Annotated in this window: 18 protein-coding genes; 13 read left to right on the top strand and 5 right to left on the bottom strand. The window is 31.2% G+C overall.

Going from position 1 to position 17,262, the window contains the following annotated elements; translation table 11 throughout:
* Positions 1-35: 35 nt before the first annotated feature.
* From CRN98_RS13715 to CRN98_RS13755, 9 genes are all read left to right on the top strand, one after another.
* Positions 36-791, top strand: a complete 756-nt coding sequence (locus CRN98_RS13715) for a DUF438 domain-containing protein (RefSeq protein ID WP_097027999.1) — start codon at positions 36-38, stop codon at positions 789-791.
* Between the two features lie 259 nt (positions 792-1,050).
* The gene (locus CRN98_RS13720) at positions 1,051-1,356 is read left to right on the top strand and encodes a hypothetical protein (protein ID WP_097028000.1); all 306 of its coding nucleotides are present in this window, start codon (positions 1,051-1,053) and stop codon (positions 1,354-1,356) included.
* Positions 1,357-1,467: 111 nt separating this feature from the next.
* Positions 1,468-1,941, top strand: a complete 474-nt coding sequence (locus tag CRN98_RS13725; protein WP_143331301.1) for a transcriptional regulator — start codon at positions 1,468-1,470, stop codon at positions 1,939-1,941.
* A gap of 361 nt (positions 1,942-2,302) precedes the next feature.
* Positions 2,303-3,877, top strand: a complete 1,575-nt coding sequence (locus CRN98_RS13730) for a BCCT family transporter (protein ID WP_097028002.1) — start codon at positions 2,303-2,305, stop codon at positions 3,875-3,877.
* A gap of 66 nt (positions 3,878-3,943) precedes the next feature.
* Positions 3,944-5,482, top strand: a complete 1,539-nt coding sequence (locus CRN98_RS13735; protein ID WP_242960965.1) for an HAL/PAL/TAL family ammonia-lyase — start codon at positions 3,944-3,946, stop codon at positions 5,480-5,482.
* A 2-nt stretch (positions 5,483-5,484) separates the two neighbouring features.
* Positions 5,485-5,727: a hypothetical protein gene (locus tag CRN98_RS13740; protein ID WP_097028033.1), complete on the top strand. Its 243-nt coding sequence runs from the start codon at positions 5,485-5,487 to the stop codon at positions 5,725-5,727.
* Between the two features lie 336 nt (positions 5,728-6,063).
* Complete coding sequence (locus CRN98_RS13745) at positions 6,064-7,392, top strand: FAD-dependent oxidoreductase (protein WP_097028003.1); 1,329 nt, start codon at positions 6,064-6,066, stop codon at positions 7,390-7,392.
* A 179-nt stretch (positions 7,393-7,571) separates the two neighbouring features.
* A complete protein-coding gene (corA, locus tag CRN98_RS13750) occupies positions 7,572-8,531 on the top strand; it encodes a magnesium/cobalt transporter CorA (protein WP_097028004.1) in 960 nt (319 codons plus the stop codon).
* A gap of 105 nt (positions 8,532-8,636) precedes the next feature.
* Positions 8,637-9,773: a THUMP domain-containing class I SAM-dependent RNA methyltransferase gene (locus CRN98_RS13755; protein WP_097028005.1), complete on the top strand. Its 1,137-nt coding sequence runs from the start codon at positions 8,637-8,639 to the stop codon at positions 9,771-9,773.
* Positions 9,774-9,980: 207 nt separating this feature from the next.
* On the opposite strand, the gene CRN98_RS13760 is transcribed toward CRN98_RS13755, so the two are convergent.
* Together CRN98_RS13760 and CRN98_RS13765 are read right to left on the bottom strand one after the other, a co-directional pair.
* Positions 9,981-10,439 carry a DUF3231 family protein gene (locus tag CRN98_RS13760; protein ID WP_097028006.1) on the bottom strand — a complete coding sequence of 153 codons (459 nt, stop codon included), beginning with the start codon at positions 10,437-10,439 and terminating at the stop codon, positions 9,981-9,983.
* 107 nt (positions 10,440-10,546) lie between these two features.
* Positions 10,547-11,278, bottom strand: a complete 732-nt coding sequence (locus tag CRN98_RS13765) for an SIMPL domain-containing protein (protein ID WP_207653597.1) — start codon at positions 11,276-11,278, stop codon at positions 10,547-10,549.
* A 53-nt stretch (positions 11,279-11,331) separates the two neighbouring features.
* Between CRN98_RS13765 and CRN98_RS13770 the strand changes: the two genes are divergently transcribed.
* From CRN98_RS13770 to CRN98_RS13785, 4 genes are all read left to right on the top strand, one after another.
* On the top strand, positions 11,332-11,799 hold the full coding sequence (locus tag CRN98_RS13770; RefSeq protein ID WP_097028007.1) for a staygreen family protein: 468 nt from the start codon (positions 11,332-11,334) through the stop codon (positions 11,797-11,799).
* A 120-nt stretch (positions 11,800-11,919) separates the two neighbouring features.
* Entirely contained in the window at positions 11,920-12,906 is a 987-nt protein-coding gene (locus tag CRN98_RS13775) for a diaminopimelate dehydrogenase (RefSeq protein ID WP_097028008.1), read from the top strand.
* Between the two features lie 77 nt (positions 12,907-12,983).
* Positions 12,984-13,682, top strand: coding sequence for a L,D-transpeptidase family protein (locus tag CRN98_RS13780; RefSeq protein WP_242960986.1), 699 nt, complete (start codon positions 12,984-12,986; stop codon positions 13,680-13,682).
* Positions 13,683-14,019: 337 nt separating this feature from the next.
* On the top strand, positions 14,020-14,577 hold the full coding sequence (locus CRN98_RS13785; protein ID WP_097028010.1) for a DUF1003 domain-containing protein: 558 nt from the start codon (positions 14,020-14,022) through the stop codon (positions 14,575-14,577).
* Positions 14,578-14,680: 103 nt separating this feature from the next.
* Here CRN98_RS13785 and folK read toward each other — a convergent pair whose 3' ends face one another.
* From folK to CRN98_RS13800, 3 genes are all read right to left on the bottom strand, one after another.
* Positions 14,681-15,529 (bottom strand): 2-amino-4-hydroxy-6-hydroxymethyldihydropteridine diphosphokinase, encoded by an 849-nt coding sequence (gene folK, locus CRN98_RS13790; protein WP_097028011.1) that lies wholly within the window; start codon positions 15,527-15,529, stop codon positions 14,681-14,683.
* Between the two features lie 201 nt (positions 15,530-15,730).
* Positions 15,731-16,537 (bottom strand): dihydropteroate synthase, encoded by an 807-nt coding sequence (gene folP, locus CRN98_RS13795; protein ID WP_143331302.1) that lies wholly within the window; start codon positions 16,535-16,537, stop codon positions 15,731-15,733.
* A 133-nt stretch (positions 16,538-16,670) separates the two neighbouring features.
* The gene (locus CRN98_RS13800; protein WP_242960989.1) at positions 16,671-17,159 is read right to left on the bottom strand and encodes an HD domain-containing protein; all 489 of its coding nucleotides are present in this window, start codon (positions 17,157-17,159) and stop codon (positions 16,671-16,673) included.
* Positions 17,160-17,262 lie beyond the last annotated feature (103 nt).

A 17,262-nucleotide genomic window follows, 5' to 3' on the forward strand; every position in this document is an offset into this window, starting at 1 on the left:
AGTTTAATTAATAATTTGTAATGGGAGGTAGTGTAATGGATAATAAAAGAATAGATGAATTAACTAATATTTTAAGAAGGCTAAATGCTGAAGGAGTAACGGAAGAATTAAGAAAAGAAGCACTCCAAATTGTTTCAAATATAAATCTACTTGAATTATCCGTGGCAGAGCAAAAGCTTGTGGAAGAAGGTATGAATCCTCACGACTTAAGACATTTGTGTGATATTCACATGGAAGTTTTAAAGGATGAATTAAATAAAATAAAAACTGAAATTGATACAGGGCATGTACTTGATACTTTGATATCTGAGCATGAAAAGTTGCTTCAGTTTTTAACAGAGCTTGAAGAATTAAATGCTAAAATTCAAAAGATGGATAAATATGATGGAGCTAGAGAAGAATTTGTTCAGTTAGTTAAAGTGGCAGATAATATATTAGATGCGGAAAATCATCATCAAAGAGAAGAGCAAGTATTATTTAAAGAACTAGAGGATAGAAACATTACGGGGCCAACTAGAATTATGAGAATGGAACACGAAGATTTGAGAGCAAGAAAAAAACAATTAAAAAATGTAGCAGAGTTTGTAACTGGTCTTGATTTTAAAGTATTTAAAGAAACTTTAGATGAAGTATCAAAATATATAGTATTTAATTTAAGAGATCATATTTTTAAAGAAAATTATATATTATATCCTACAGCATTAGAATCCTTAAGAGATAAAGATTTGTGGGAAGACATGAAAAAGAGGTGTGATAAAATAGGATACTGCGGATTTACACCAAAAGAGTAGTTAAAACCAGTAATAAATGAATTGGTAAATGATGAATTAGAATAGAAGCTAGAAATAAAGTGCTAGGAGTAAAGGAGGTTTTGCTATGCAAATCTTCCAGTATCCCTAGCTTTATTTTCGTTATATATAGCATTTTAAATTTTTCATATTTAAGATACAATTGTATTATACAAAAGGTTGTTACGAAAGATGAGACATATTTTCAACTATTTATTAGAAAATAAATGTTTTAATATATAAGCGAAAGGTAGCGATAAAAATGGCAAAGAAGAGTGCTAGAAATAATGATTTATTATTTAATTCGAAAACAAAAACATCTCCTAAGATATATTCTTTATTGGTGGATTTAGTAAATGAGGATAGAGAAAACTTAGCTAAAATAGTATTAAAAGTTGATTACTTATTAGAATATGCAAGTTCAGCTATAAAACAAAAGGATTTTGATGAAGCAAAAGAAGCTTTAGAAAAGGCTAAGACTAGAATAGATAAGCTGAAGGAAGAGGAAGTAAACATAGAGCATCTGGAATATTTGTATGAAGGTATAGAAAAGAAAGTGAAGAGATAAAAGTTAATATCAATGGTGGATAGTTATAGTTAAAGGGGCGATGAGCTATGTGTATAATTGATTTAATAATTAAGATTGATAAAGAACTTTACATAAAAGAAGTGCGTTCATTTGGGGAAGTTAAAAGTTTATTTGATGAGCATACCTGTAATAATTATTTACAATAAGAATGGATACTTTCTACACGGAAATCCGGCAAGTGAAGCTTTAGAATATTACAAAAGGGATGATTTTAAAGGAAAACATTTAATGGATATATATGATTTAAAAGAAGAGTATAGCACTGTTTTAACAGTATTAAGAACTCAAAAACCTGTGGTTAATAGATGCGATAGATTTAAAACAAGAACAGGTAAGGATTTAACTACTATTAATTCAGGGTATCCATTAAAAATAAAAGGGGAATTATATGGCGCTGTGGTTTTTGAAAGTGATTTATCTGTTTTAAGGCAAATTAAAAATAGAACATTAAATTTAGAAAGTTATGTGGAAAGTGATAATTATGAGGATAGTGAAAAATTATATACTTTTGATAATATTGTGCACTCATCTAAAAACATGGAGGAAATGATTCACAATTTTTAATGGATAGCGCAAAATATTATTGCGGGGGTGCTAAATTATTTGGCACTTATTTTATTTGGAAAATAAATAAAATTCTAAATATTCATGTGTCGGTGCAAAAATATTTTGCACTAACAAGATATATAGTTAAATTAAATTAACTAATGTTGTAATCCTGGTTACTAAGTATTCAGTACTAAAACTGCTAACTAAGTACTGGTAACTGGGAGATATCCAATCCCCATAGGTAACTGGTAACTACATACCAGTTACTCATTACAGCTATTGGCATGAATATTGCTATATTTATAAAGAAGAGTAATCAATAAATTACATACCATTCCTGTTAGGAAAATAATAAAAAATATAGGGGGGATATCAAATGACAGAAAAAACGACTGTAAAGGAAGTACTTAAAAACGAAAAATTAAAAGGGGTAAGATCAGGAGTGTTTTGGCCATCATTTATTGTGGTTGGTGGTGCAGCAATACTTGGGGTAGTGAATAATAAAGCGTTAACTACTGTTGCAAAGAATACGTTTTCTTGGTCGCTTAGATCCTTTGGGTGGTTATATCAAATTATTTCAATTGTGGCATTGATTCTTGCAGCTGTAATTACCTTTTCTAAGTTTGGTAAAATTCGTTTTGGTGGAGCAGATGCAAAACCTAAATTTCCATTTTTAACTTGGTTTGCAATGGCGTTAACTGGTGGTATTGCTACAGGGGTTGTTACTTATGGAGCTAATGAACCCATAATTTATTTTGGAAATATTTATGGAGAAATGGCACAAACAGGAGTGCAAGCTGGAACTCCAACAGCAGCAATTTTTGCTATGGCACGTTGTTTCTATAACTGGACTTTCATTCCTTATGCAATGTATTCATTATGTGGACTTGCAGTGGGATATATGTATTTTAATAAAAAGAAATCATTATCTGTAACAGCAACGCTAATACCTTTGTTTGGTGAAAAAGTAACAAAAGGAATATGGGCAAATATAATAGACACTTTATCACTTTTAGCTATGGCCTTAGGACTAGCTTCTTCATTAGGTGCTGGACTTGCACTAGTAGGTTCGGGAATTGAAATGTCTTATGGAATTAAGCAAGGACCAATTTTATGGTTAGTACTATCGCTTACAATCACAGCTACATTTACAGTTGCTTCATCTTTAGGAATAGATAAGGGAATTAAATGGTTAGCAGATTTTAACTCTAAGATATTTTATATATTATTAGGATTTTTATTTGTAGTTGGGCCTACATTGTATATATGCAGAACTTCCACAGCTGGAATGGCATATTGGTTACAAAACTTCTGGCAATGGGGACTTGACCCAATTGATATGGGTGGAGAAGCACTCGTTATGTGGTGGACATTATATGACTGGGCTATATGGATTGCTTATGCACCTTTAATGGGAATATTTTTAGCTATGATATCTTATGGAAGAACAATACGTCAATTCATGATAATTAACTGGATACTTCCTTCAGTTTTTGGACTTGTTTGGTTTTCAGTTTGGGGAGCCACTGCACTTAATTGGCAGCAAAGCGGAAGATTAGATTTAATAGGTACTATTAAAAATAATGGAGCTGTAGCAGGGCTTTGGAGTTTCCTTGGAGAACTGCCATTAGGAGTTATACTTATACCTATTGTAATGTTAACTCTTATCATTTCCTTTGCAACTGCAGCAGATGCTATGACTACAACTATTGCAGCTTTATGTACAAAGGAATCGAGGCATGATGTAGAGCCACCAATTTGGCAGAAAATATTATGGGGAGTTTCAATTGGTGCAATTTCATTTTTCATGGTAGCCTATGCAGGCGGTGCACAAGGTGTAGATGGAGTAAAATACCTTGCAGCATCTGGTGGATTTATGGTTTTATTCATATTTGTGTTACAAATAATTTCAACAATCAAAATGTTCTTTATTGATAAGGTTGAAGAATAATTAGAAAAATAAGCTAGAAGAAAAGGATGTTTATAAGCGTCAGTTTCATACAAGGAGGCAGTAGTAATGTATGCTAAAAATATGAATAAGGTTGTACTAGGAAATAAAATAAATATTGAAGAATTTGTGGCTGTTGCTAGATTTGGAGCTAAAGTAGAGTTTTCAGAAGTTTACTATGAAAAAGTTAAAAAATCAAGAAATCTTGTGGAAAAGTGGATTGAAGAAGGAAGAGTAATGTATGGTATTACCACGGGATTTGGAGCTCTTTGCACTCAGGTAATATCATCTGAAGAAACTGCAAAACTGCAAAGAAATATAGTGCTGTCTCATTCTACATCTGTTGGAGATCCTTTATCCATTGAAGAAGTTAGAGCTACAATGCTTATGGTACTTCAAAATGTTGGACAGGGATATACCGGAGCTAGAATTGAGACCATGGAAATGTACAGTGAGTTTTTAAATCGTGGACTTACTCCCTTTGCTCCGAAAGAGGGGTCAGTAGGATACTTATCACCAGAAGCACATATGGCACTGGTGCTTATTGGAGAAGGAAAGGCGTATGTAAATGGAGAGTTATTAGAAGGCAGAGAAGCACTAAAAAGAGTAGGACTAGAGCCTATAGAACTATCTTCTAAGGAAGGGTTAGTATTAGTTTCAGGAACTACAAGTGTTACAGCAATTGGAGCACTAGCATTATATGATATGATAAATTCCTCAAAGACTGCAGATGTTATAGGGGCTATGACTTTAGAAATTCTCAAAGGAACCACAAGAGCTTTTGATGAAAGATTAATGAGTGTTAGGCCGCATGAAGATCAAAAAAATACGGCTGAAAATGTAAGAAAGATACTTGGCGATTCAGAGGTGGCAAAGAATTTTCAAAATTATAGACTTCAAGATGCTTTATCTTTAAGGTGTATACCGCAGCTACATGGTGCAGCAAAGAAAACATTAAAAGATGCTTTAAAAACCATAGAAATAGAGATGAACTCTTGTTGCGATAACCCAATAATATGGCCTGAAGGGGACGATGGAGAAGCTATTTCAGGATGTAACCCAGACTCTTCTTATGTAGGACTTGAAATGGATTCAGCGTGTATTGCAGCAACTATGATTGCAAAGATGTCGGAGAGAAGAAATAATAGACTTGTGGATGGAAGCCTTTCAGAATATCCATGGTTTCTTATAAAAAAGCCAGGACTTAATTCAGGGCTTATGATACCTCAATATACTCAGGCGGGGCTTTTAAATGATATGAAAATTTTATCTCATCCATCAAGTGTAGATGGTGTGCCTACTTGTGGTAATCAGGAAGATTACGTTGCAATGGGATATAATGCTTCTAAAAAGGCAAGACAAATTGCAGATAAACTTGAGTTCATCTTGGCAATAGAGCTTTTATCGGTGTTCCAGGCACAGCAGTTTATGGAAGGTGAATTATCAAGAGGTAGTGCATCTAAGGCTGTTTTAGATGAAATAGCCAAAACTGTACCTGTGATGGAAGAGGATGTGTATCTTTATCCTCATATTAATACCATAAGAGATTTAATACACTCAGGAAAAGTAATTGAGTTAGTAGAAGAAAAGGTAGGAAAGTTGGTGTGAATATGAAAGTAAAAATGGATTTAAATAAGATATTTTTAACACCACCATCTACAATGTATGAACGAATTACATTGTTTCTTATGTTAACTATTACATTTATAATATTTTTTAGCCCTTTAAAGTTTTCATCCATGCACCCTGTGGAAGCAGCAATTACAGCAGCACTTCCAGCAATTTCAATTTCTTGGGGATGGATTATACTTTTAAGGTCTATATTTAGAAAAAAAGATTTTGTAAAAAAATAAATTACGTTAAAAAATCTTACTTCAATACTTATTTGAAGTAAGGTTTTTTATTTTTATTTAATAGAAAACAAGATGTATTATAACTACAATATACTGACGAAATTAATATGAATAATATTTTTTTATTAAGCAAATTATATAATTTAGATGAAAAAATTAAAAAAATAAAGCTAATGAATAAAAAATGATGCATTGCAAGGATAATTACTTGTAATTAATATATATTATTGTTTAATTATATACTAAAATAGTATATAATTAAATCAATGAGTTTTGTAAGATTAAAGTTAATTAATGATAGATAAAATTTTTTATAAATGAAGGGAGAAATAAATTATGAAAATAGCAGTTATAGGGTGTACACATGCTGGTACAGCAGCAATTATAAATTGTGCAAAATTATATCCAGAGGCAAAGATTACGGTTTACGAAAAAAATGATAACATTTCATTTTTATCCTGTGGAATAGCATTATATATTGGAGGAGTGGTTAAAGATCCTCAAGGCTTATTTTACTCTTCACCAGAAAAATTAGCAGAACTAGGCGTAGAGACAAAAATGAAACATGAAGTATTAGAAACTAATTTAGATGAAAAGAGAATAAAGGTACGTAACTTAGATACAAATGAGGAATTTGAAGATACTTTTGATAAATTAATAATAACTTCAGGTTCATGGCCAATAGTTCCAAGAATTGAAGGAATTGATTTGGAAAATGTATTATTATCTAAAAACTTCTATCACTCAAACACTATAATTGAAAAATCCAAGACAGCTAAAAATATAGTGGTTGTAGGAGCAGGATATATAGGAGTTGAGCTAGTAGAAGCCTTTGAAATGAATGGCAAAAATGTGACCTTAATTGATGCCGAAGAGCGTATATTAAGTAAATACTTAGATAAAGAATATACTGATATAGCAGAAAAAGCTTTTATGGATAAAGGAGTAAAACTTGCCATTGGGGAAACTGTGGTTAAGTTTGAAGGTGAAAGTGGAAAAGTATCAAAGGTAGTAACTAATAAGGGAGAATATGAAACAGATTTAGTTGTACTTTGCATAGGATTTAGACCAAACACTGAACTATTTAAAGGTCAATTAGATATGCTTGGTAACGGAGCCATTGTAGTTGATGAATATATGAGAACAAGTAAAGAGGATGTATTCGCAGCAGGAGATAGCTGTGCAGTTATATATAATCCTACTGGAAAACATGCATATATTCCACTTGCAACAAATGCAGTGCGTATGGGAACATTGGTTGCTAGAAACTTAGTAAAAACAACTACTAAATACATGGGAACTCAAGGTACTTCAGGAATTAAGATTTATGAGTATAATATAGCATCCACAGGACTTACTGAAAATGCTGCAAAATCATCAGACATAGAGGTTAAAACTGTAACTGTAGAAGATAATTATCGTCCAGAATTCATGCCAACTTATGATACAGCAAAATTAAAAGTGGTTTATGAAAAGGACTCTAAAGTGATTTTAGGAGCACAAATAATATCAAAGGCAGATTTAACTCAAGCTATGAACACAATGTCTGTATGCATTCAAAATAAAATGACTATAGATGAGTTAGCATTTGTAGATTTCTTCTTTCAACCACATTACAATAAACCATGGAATTTATTAAACTTAGCAGGGTTAAGTGCTGAATAGACTATAAGTTAATAATTAAAAGTTAAGATAAAAAGTTCCTCAAAATTGAGGAGCTTTTTTGTTATGGAAAGCTGGTTACTAGTAACTGATTCCTCATTTTCATAGGCTAGTATATTATTTTAAAATTAATTGACAACTAAAAGTTTAAAACTGATAATTAATGCTGAGGAGGTGTTAAGTTGATTCGCACTGCTGTTATAAAAGAAGATTTAAAATTATATCAAGATGTTTCTATAGATAAATTAAAAGATGAAAATATAAGTTGGTGTTGGGTTGATATAGAAAATCCTTCAGAAGATGAAGAGAAAGTTTTAGTAGATATATTTGGTTTTCATAAATTAGCCATAGAGGATGCTTTACAAATTCATCATAGACCTAAGCTCGACCATTACGATGGCTATGATTTTTTTATTTTGAATGCATTAAATGATGAAACATTATTATCAGAAACTGTAGGAATATTTATATTAGAAAGATTTATAGTTTCTGTACGTAGAGAAAATTGTAATGAGATAGATGAGGCATGGGATAAGTTTATATATAATGAAAATAAGTGGAATAAAGGACCTGCATATATAAAATATTTAATATTAGATAAAATTGTAGATGAACTTTTTCCTGCTATTCAAGAAATTGAAGATAAATTAAATTCAATAGATAATAATGAAGATAAAAAATCTGTGAATCAAATTATAGATGAAATATTTTCAATTAGAAATGACTTGTTAAAATTAAGAAGATTAGTAACTTCTATGAGAGATTTGCTATATCGAATGTTAAATTCAGAAAGATTGAGTTGGATAAGAGAGCAGAAAATATATTTTCAAGACATTTATGATCATTTGCTTAAACTATCAGATATGATTGAAGAAAGCAGAGAAATCACTGCAGATATAAGGGATAATTATATATCTACTAATTCAAATAAAATGAATATAAATATGATGGTACTTACAGTTATATCTACAATATTTATACCATTAACCTTTATTGTAGGGGTATATGGAATGAATTTTGAAAATATTCCTGAACTTAAATGGAAATATGGGTATTTTGTAATATGGGCTATAATGGCACTTATAGGAGTTTTCATGTTTTTATGGTTTAAACGAAAAGGATGGTTTGATATTGATAAGTAGTTCACAATTGACAATATATAATTGATAATACATAATCATAATGGGAAATCTAAATAAAACCTATTTATTAAAATTTGAAATTGATAATTAAAGGTGGAGATACATATGTATAAATTAATTGCAACGTCTACTTTTGGCCTTGAAAAAGTAGTAGCTGATGAATTAAAAGAATTAGGATATGATGATTTAACTATAGAAAATGGGAAAGTAACCTTTGAAGGGGACGAAATGGATATAGTAACCTGCAATATGTGGCTTAGAACTGCAGATAGGGTACTTATAAAAATGGCAGAGTTTAAGGCAGAATCCTTCGAAGAACTTTTTCAAGGAACTAAAGAAGTTGAATGGGGAGACATAGTACCTATAACAGGATTTATGCATGTAACTGGAAAGTCTATTAAATCTCAGCTTCATAGTGTACCTGATTGCCAATCTATAGTTAAAAAGGCTGTAGTTGAAGCCATGAAAAGAAAATATAGAATGGATACATTCCCCGAAAATGGAGCAGAGTATAAAATTGAAGTGGCAATACTGAAAGACATAGTTACATTAACGATAGATACAACAGGATCAGGATTACATAAAAGAGGATATAGAGAACTTGCAGGGGAAGCTCCTTTAAAGGAAACTTTAGCAGCGGCATTAGTGCTTCTAAGTAAATGGGAACCTTCAAGAGTGCTTGCAGACCCTCTTTGTGGTTCGGGAACTATAGCAATTGAAGCTGCAATGATTGGAAGAAATATAGCTCCAGGACTTAATAGAAGCTTTGTATCGGAGCAGTGGGACATAATAGATCAGGATTTATGGGAAGATATAAGAAAACATGCTAAAAATTCAGTTAATAATAAGGACTTTAGAATACTTGCTTCTGATATAAATGGAAGATTATTAGCTACTGCAAGAGCAAATGCTATAAAAGCAGGAGTTGAGGAAAATATATTTTTTCAAAAGATGGATGTAAGAGATTTCAGTAGTAAGAAAAGATATGGATTTATAATAAGCAATCCTCCTTATGGCGAAAGAATTGGAGAAGAAAAGGAAGTTGAAGAATTATATAAAGTTATGGGAAAAGTATTTACAGATTTAAATGATTGGTCATATTTTGTACTTACCTCTCATCCTAAGTTTCAAGAATTATTTGGTGAAAAATCTAATAAAAATAGAAAGCTTTATAATGGAAGAATTCAATGCTATTATTATCAGTACCTAGGAGCAGAGCCAGAGAAAAAAAGATATGAATAAATTTCTTGCTTATATGTGTATAAGTAAATATTTATCCTGTGGATATAATATCAACGTAAAATTTAATAACTAAACGGATTTTGGAGTAGGATATTAGTTTAAGTGTTGATCTCTAGTTTGTAACTACAAAAGCTTAGTTGTTTTGCAACTAAGCTTTTAATTATTAGGGTTTAGCCATTAGAGATAAAAATTTTGTTTCATAAGATTTTACTGAACATCATACCAGCCTTTTGAATTCATTGTTTTAAATAATGTTTCAGCATGACCTTGTTCTTCTTGTTGAATATGTTGAAGCTGTTGTCTTATATTAGTATCAACAGATTCTAAAACAGCATTATTGTAAGAACTTGAAACATGTTTTTCAGTATATAATGCGTCATTTAAAAGCTGTGCATCTGTAAATCCAAGGCTTGATTGTACATTTGATGAATCACCTTGAGGTGTTGTAAAGCTTTTAAATATATTTTGATTATTTACTCCATTTTGAGATAATATGCCTTCAAGTGTAGTTGCATGTTGATGTTCTTTATTTGCTAAGTCTTGAAATACCTGTTTTATTTGTGGATCTGATGCCATAGAGGCATATTGTTCATATTTCCTTATACACAAATATTCTGCATTTAAATTGTCTTCTATTAAAGTTTTTTCCTTATTAGTAAGTGCCATTTCTAAAAAACCCCTTTCAATTTATATTAGTTTCAAGATTATTATGCCCTTTTAAAAAAAATATATTATATAAAATTTGGGATTTTAAGAAATAATTATATAAATTATCAGCACTTATAATGAAAAAATGCTTCTATATTTGCAGTTATAGTGATTTGGCTAGGAAGTATAGGGGTTGTGGCAGCGAGGACTTTAAAGCCTGCAACCTCTTGAATATTTTGAGTAGCACTTTGCTCTATAATTTTATATGGAATTTTAAAAACACTTACTTTTAAAGTGTTTTCGACTTGTCTTGCCTTATTTATAGCATTTATTATGGCGAGACTTAATGCTTTGTTATAATATAGGGAAGGGTTTTCCACAGTAAATTTTATGTTATCTACTCGATTAGCTCCCTTAGAAACTGCAGCATCTATAATTTGTCCTACCTTAGATAAATCTTTAATAGTAACGGATAAAATATTTGTAACCCTATATCCTCTAAATACTTGTTTTCCTTCTATATAATCGTATTGGGGTTCAATATTATAAGAAGATGTACTGATGTCCTCTTTAGGAATATTAAACTTAAGTAATTCGTTTATAATAGCAGTAACTTTTATAGCGTTTTCTCTTTGTGCTTTTTCTAAATTCATGTCTTCTGTTACAACTCCTAAATTTACAATGGCTATATTGGGTTCTACTTTTATAGTTGCAGTTCCATTTAGTTTTAGTTCACCTTTTTTAAAACTTTGGAGATTAGGAGAATAAAAGTCATAATTCATCATAATACATATATCCTTTCTTTTAATATTACCTATGTTATTATATTCAATAGTAACAGATTTTTTAACCTTCAATAGTATAATATTGAGGGCTTATTTTTTAGCATAATAATAAAGAAGGTGAAACGATGGATAAGCTAAATCCTGAAAATTTAAGTACTAAATTTCATGATGAAATTATTAAAAAGCAGTCAATATTAGGAAGGCATTATACCTATACACGCTCAGATTCTACAGAAGAAGTATTTTTAAATGTAGGACTTAATTATGCTTACGATAAAATCACATCTTCGAGAGAAGAAATTCTTGCAAGATGGAGAATGCTAGATGGAAAGCTTCAGCTATATGCATATGTTTATGTAGATGGAAGATTTAATCCTAAAACTCCAGATGAGAGGAATGAATTTTTTATACAAGAACTTCCATTAGCTATTGAAGCAATAACATATGGGGACAAGGAGTTTTTTGGAGCTCATAATGAATTGTATGATGCACCAGTCTATATACACTTTGATTCCATAATTGAAAACGTTAATCGTATAGAGTACTGGGGGATTATTAAAGACTATAATCAGATTCATAAAAAGCAGCTCTAAAGTTTAGGGCTGTTTTTCGTAATAACTTTTAAAATTAAATCGTCAAAGTGATAAAAGTATAAATTTATTTTATTAAAGCAGCATAAATTTTAACATAAGAATTAAGTTGGAGGGAAGAGTGTGGAAAAAATTAAAGTAGGTATTGTGGGCTATGGAAATATAGGAAAAGGAGTTGAATTTGCAATTGGGGGAAATCCTGATATGGATCTTGAAGTGATATTTACAAGAAGAAATCCTAAAAGTGTAAGACCTGAAAGTGCTAATACAAAGGTAGCTAGTATACATGATGCCCACCATTACATAAATAAAATTGATGTGATGATTTTGTGTGGAGGTTCTGCAAAAGATCTTCCAAAACAGGCACCTACATTTGTAGAGCTTTTTAATACAGTAGATAGTTTTGATACTCATACCAAAATTTCAGAGTACTTTGATGAAGTAAATAAAAGAGCGATGGAAAATAATCACATAAGTATAGTATCTGTAGGATGGGATCCAGGATTATTTTCAATGAATAGGCTTTTGGCGGAATCTGTACTTCCTAATGGAAAATTTCATACATTTTGGGGTCCTGGAGTAAGTCAAGGACATTCTAATGCTATTCGTGGCATAAAAGGGGTAAAATATGCAATTCAATATACTATTCCAATAAAAAGTGCTTTAGAAAAAGTACGATTAGGAAGTGACATTGAACTTACAGATAGAGAAATGCATTTAAGAGAGTGTTATGTGGTTGCAGAAGAGGGAGAAGATTTATCTAGAATTGAAAGAAAAATTAAAATTATACCAAATTATTTTTTAGACTATGATACAAGTGTTTATTTTATAGATGAAGAAGAATTTAAAAAAAATCATTCTAAAATGCCTCATGGAGGTTTTGTGATTCATAGGGGAAAGACAGGAAAAGATAGTACTAGTCATACAATCGAGTTTTCATTAAAACTTGAAAGTAATCCAGAATTTACAGCAAATGTGCTTGTAGCTTACGCAAGAGCAGCTGTTCGAATGCATAGAGAAGGTTTAAAAGGAGCAAAGACAGTATTTGATGTGCCACTATCTTATTTATCATCAAAGGATCCTAAAGATATTAGAGAAGAACTATTATAGACTATAAATTTTGTAATACATTTAACTCAAATATCATAAAATTATTACGAATGGAATTAAAAGGGAAGTTTTTAAAGGTGAAAAGGAAAATACAATTATCACTTACTGCGTTATTAATTTCAGTAATAATTTTTGTAGGATATGTATTAGTAACAGAATATACAGCTAAAAACTTAGATAGTAAATCGAAAGGCGTATATAATATATTAGTAGATATTAATGAAAAAACATTATACTTAATGGATGAAACGGGAAGAGAAATTATTAAAACTTATTCGATTGCTAGCGGAAAAGATAAAACCCCTTCACCCATAGGGACTTGGACTGTAATTAGTAAAGGAAGATGGGGAGGTGCTTTTGGGGCTAGATGGATAGGGCTTAATGTACCCTGGGGGAGATATGGAATACATGGAACTAACAAACCTAACTCAATTGGAAGTAGTGCATCACATGGATGCATAAGAATGTTTAATAAAGATGTAGAAGAACTTTATAAGTATGTAAATATAGGCATGAGAATAGTTATATATGGAGGACCTTATGGTGGATTTGGAAATGGCTTTAGAGTAATTAAACCTGGGTATACAGGATCAGATGTATATGAAGTACAAAGGGTTATGAAGGCAAAGGGCTACTATAAAGGCCCTGTAAATGGAATTTATGGCGATTATCTAAAAACATGTGTAATTAAGTTTAGAAAAGATAACAACCTTTCTATTACAGATGATATTGATTCGAATTTCTATAAAAAGCTTGGAATAACTCTTTTTGAATAGGTAATTTTTAAATTCATCAATAAAGTTATCTTAAATATGTAATAAAAAGGTTTGTTTGAGTCTGCCAATAACTTTGCGTAAACTTCTTTAAAAGATTTTAAATAAGGATATATGTTTTGGTATTAAGAGGATAAATTTTTAGGTTTATCCTCTTTGGTTTCTATAGACTCCAACTTAAAATAAATTTTTTACTGGGATTTTGATGCTAAGTATTTAATTTAAAAGCCTTTTATATGCAAATGTTTATCTGATATGATATAATATTTTATACTAAATTTATCTAATTATTTATATTGCTATGATAGAAAAAATCAAACAATGAATGGGACGGTTATTTATGGATGATAAGGAAAAAATATCATATACCAAAGAAGAATTAGTACGAGAAATATTAGAAAAAGATAAGGACTTAAGAGGAAGTAATATTGATGAAGAATTGATACATGAACTAATTAGCGGAAAAGTATCAAGAAATATAAATGAAACAAATGATGAAAATTTAACATTAGCACAAAGAATTGCTGATAAAATAGCCACATTTGGTGGTAGTTGGACATTTATAATAAGTTTTGGTGTGGTATTAGTAATTTGGATTATAGGAAATGCTGTTATTCTAAGTAGTAAAGCGTTTGATCCATATCCATTTGTATTTTTAAATCTAGTATTATCGTGTCTTGCTGCTATACAAGCTCCAATAATTATGATGTCACAAAATCGTAAATCAGAAAAAGATAGATTAACTGCTGCAAATGAGTATCTTGTTAATTTGAAATCTGAAATAATAACAGAAGATTTGCATAAAAAAATTGATGCTTTGCTAGAACAACAGGAAGAAAATAAAAGAACTCAAGAAGTATTATTAAAAATACTCGAAGAATTAAAGAATAAGAATTAATACTTAATCTAAAAAGAGTATAACAAAGTCCCCATCTAGATAATAGATGGGGACTATTTGATGCTTACTTCGAAGGAGGTGTATTTCATATACTTTGAAATTGTTACTTTAACATATCAATAATTTCATCACCATTTTGTGTTTTAACAGCTTCCTGCTCTAGTTCAACTATTCTTTTATTTAAAACTGGATGCATTACATAGGGAGCTATGTCACTAAGAGGTTTCAGTACAAAGAGTCTCTCATGCATTCTAGGATGAGGTATAATTATCTCTTCTAAGGAGGTAATTATATCATCATATAATAATACATCTAAATCAATAGTTCTAGGACCCCATCTTACAATTCGCTCTCGTCTTAGATCTTTTTCGATGTTTAATAAAAACTCAATAAGCTCCCTTGGGGTGAGTAGGGTTTTTATCTCCGCAGCACAATTTAGAAAATCATCTTGCTCTGTATATCCCACGGGTTTAGTAGTGTAGAAATTAGAAGACTTTATTACTCGTGTTGTTCCCGTATTCATGAGCTCCATAGCCTCTTCAAGGTTTTGCTTCTTATTTCCCATGTTAGATCCTAAGCCAATAAATGCTCTATGCCAGAATCTTTCTATTTCTACTGCAGCATAGTCTAGGGGTTTTCCTATAGGTGCCCAAGGTTTTTTAAGAAGTATCTTTACCTTTTCAACAGGTTCATAATTTAACAATATATACTGAGCTAGCTTTTCAACACATGTTTCAATCAAATCATATTTTGCTTTTGTAAATTCCTTCTCAACATTATGGCATAGCTCTGCATAATTCACAGTTTTAGTAAGATCATCGCTTTCACCGGCTTCTCTTAAATTAAGCCATAAATCTATAGATAGTAAAAATCTCTGTCCCATATTCTTTTCTTCTATATTAACGCCATGATAGGCATAAACTTCAAGATCTTTTATATACATTTTATCCATAAAATCATCTCCAATGCTAAAATGTGAAATAATTAAAAGTGATGTCACTATCAAGTGATTCTTAGACTCAGGTGGAGTTTGCTTATGAAGAATGCTTATCGCCAGCTGAGTCTTAGAAGAACTTATCCAGGGGCGTATCAGCCGTTATCTCTCACCTAAGAGGATGGGAGTATTACGGATGGTTGCCATCGGATAAAATATTTAAACTCTGATTATGGCATCCGTCATCATGCTGGCACGTTTGTTTTCTAAGACATCATGTACTCTTACAAAATCACAGCCCTTCATAATACCAATAACGGTAGTGGCTACCGTCCCCTCAACTCTTTTTTTAGGTGGTAAGTCCAGTGCATTTCCTATCATTGATTTTCTTGAAGTAGCTAAAAGTACAGGAAATCCAAGGGTGGTTAACTTCTCTAGATTATTCATCACAGCTAAATTTTGCTCATAGGTCTTAGCAAAGCCTATACCAGGGTCAACAATTATATTATGTGGCTTTACTCCAGCCTTTAAAGCTATATCTATAGATTCCTGTAAGTCAGATAATACATCTTTCATCAAATTACCATAATTTGTATTATATCTATTATGCATAAGGCAGCATGGCACCTGGAGTTCTGCTGCAACCTTTGCCATAAGGGGATCTTTTTTAAAGCCCCACACATCATTGATTAAATCAGCACCTTCTTTAATGGCAGCTTCTGCAACTTTTGACTTATATGTATCTATAGAAATTGGTATGTCAAAATTTGGTTTTAGTGCTCTGATTACTGGCAGTACTCTTTCAATTTCTTCTTCTTCAGACACAACAATATGACCAGGCCTTGTGGATTCTCCTCCAATATCAATGATATCAGCTCCCTGTGAAATCATCTCTTCAGCATGCTTCAATGCCCTATCAATGCTGTTAAAGTTTCCGCCATCAGAAAAAGAATCCGGTGTTACATTTAGTATCCCCATTATGTAAGTTTTTTTTCCAAGCTGAAAATCCTTGTTACCTATATTAATCACTCTACCCATAAATTAAATAAACTCCTCTCTAGATGAATGTAATTTGAACTGAAAATCCTGTGCATAATTTATAGAAATCTATGATTTCGTTATAAATTAGCACATCTCATTAAGTGAGATGTTTCCTTCATTAGTATTTAATATTATAATTTTTCTTTTCCTCTGGCCAGTTGCACTCCAAAATTGCCTTGCAGTTAAAACATCCTCTTGACAGCTTATCACTGCGATAAATTAAATAACTTAAGCTTTCTTCATCTACAGAAACCTTTCTGTGCATTAATATAGCAGCAACGATTTCTTTAATTTCATTTTCATTAAAGCCACATACTTTAAGTATATCAGCAGCAAGCTTTGCACTGGCCTCGTCATGGGGTACGCCTTTCTCATACTGCATCCATCTGCCGATATCATGAAGAAGGGCAGCAGCATAAACCATATCCTTGCCTATGTTAATGTTTTTTTCTAAATTAATTATGTAGGCTATTCTTGCCACATCGAGAAAGTGCTGCAAATCGTGATGACAAAATTCTCTGTTCTTCTCTATTTCTTCATTTTTAGCCAAATAAATTTTGTAATTTTCATTTTGAAGTATAGCATTTATCCTATCTGCCACATTAATTCCCCCATCCCCAATTCCCTTTAAGTTATAGTGCATAAATTTTGATATTTAAATTATTATAACATATCTACTATGCTAATTTAAGTTGGGGAAAACAGTAGTA

This window comes from Clostridium peptidivorans, assembly GCF_900205925.1.
In the GTDB taxonomy this organism is placed as follows: Bacteria; Bacillota; Clostridia; order Clostridiales; family Clostridiaceae; genus Clostridium_AK; species Clostridium_AK peptidivorans.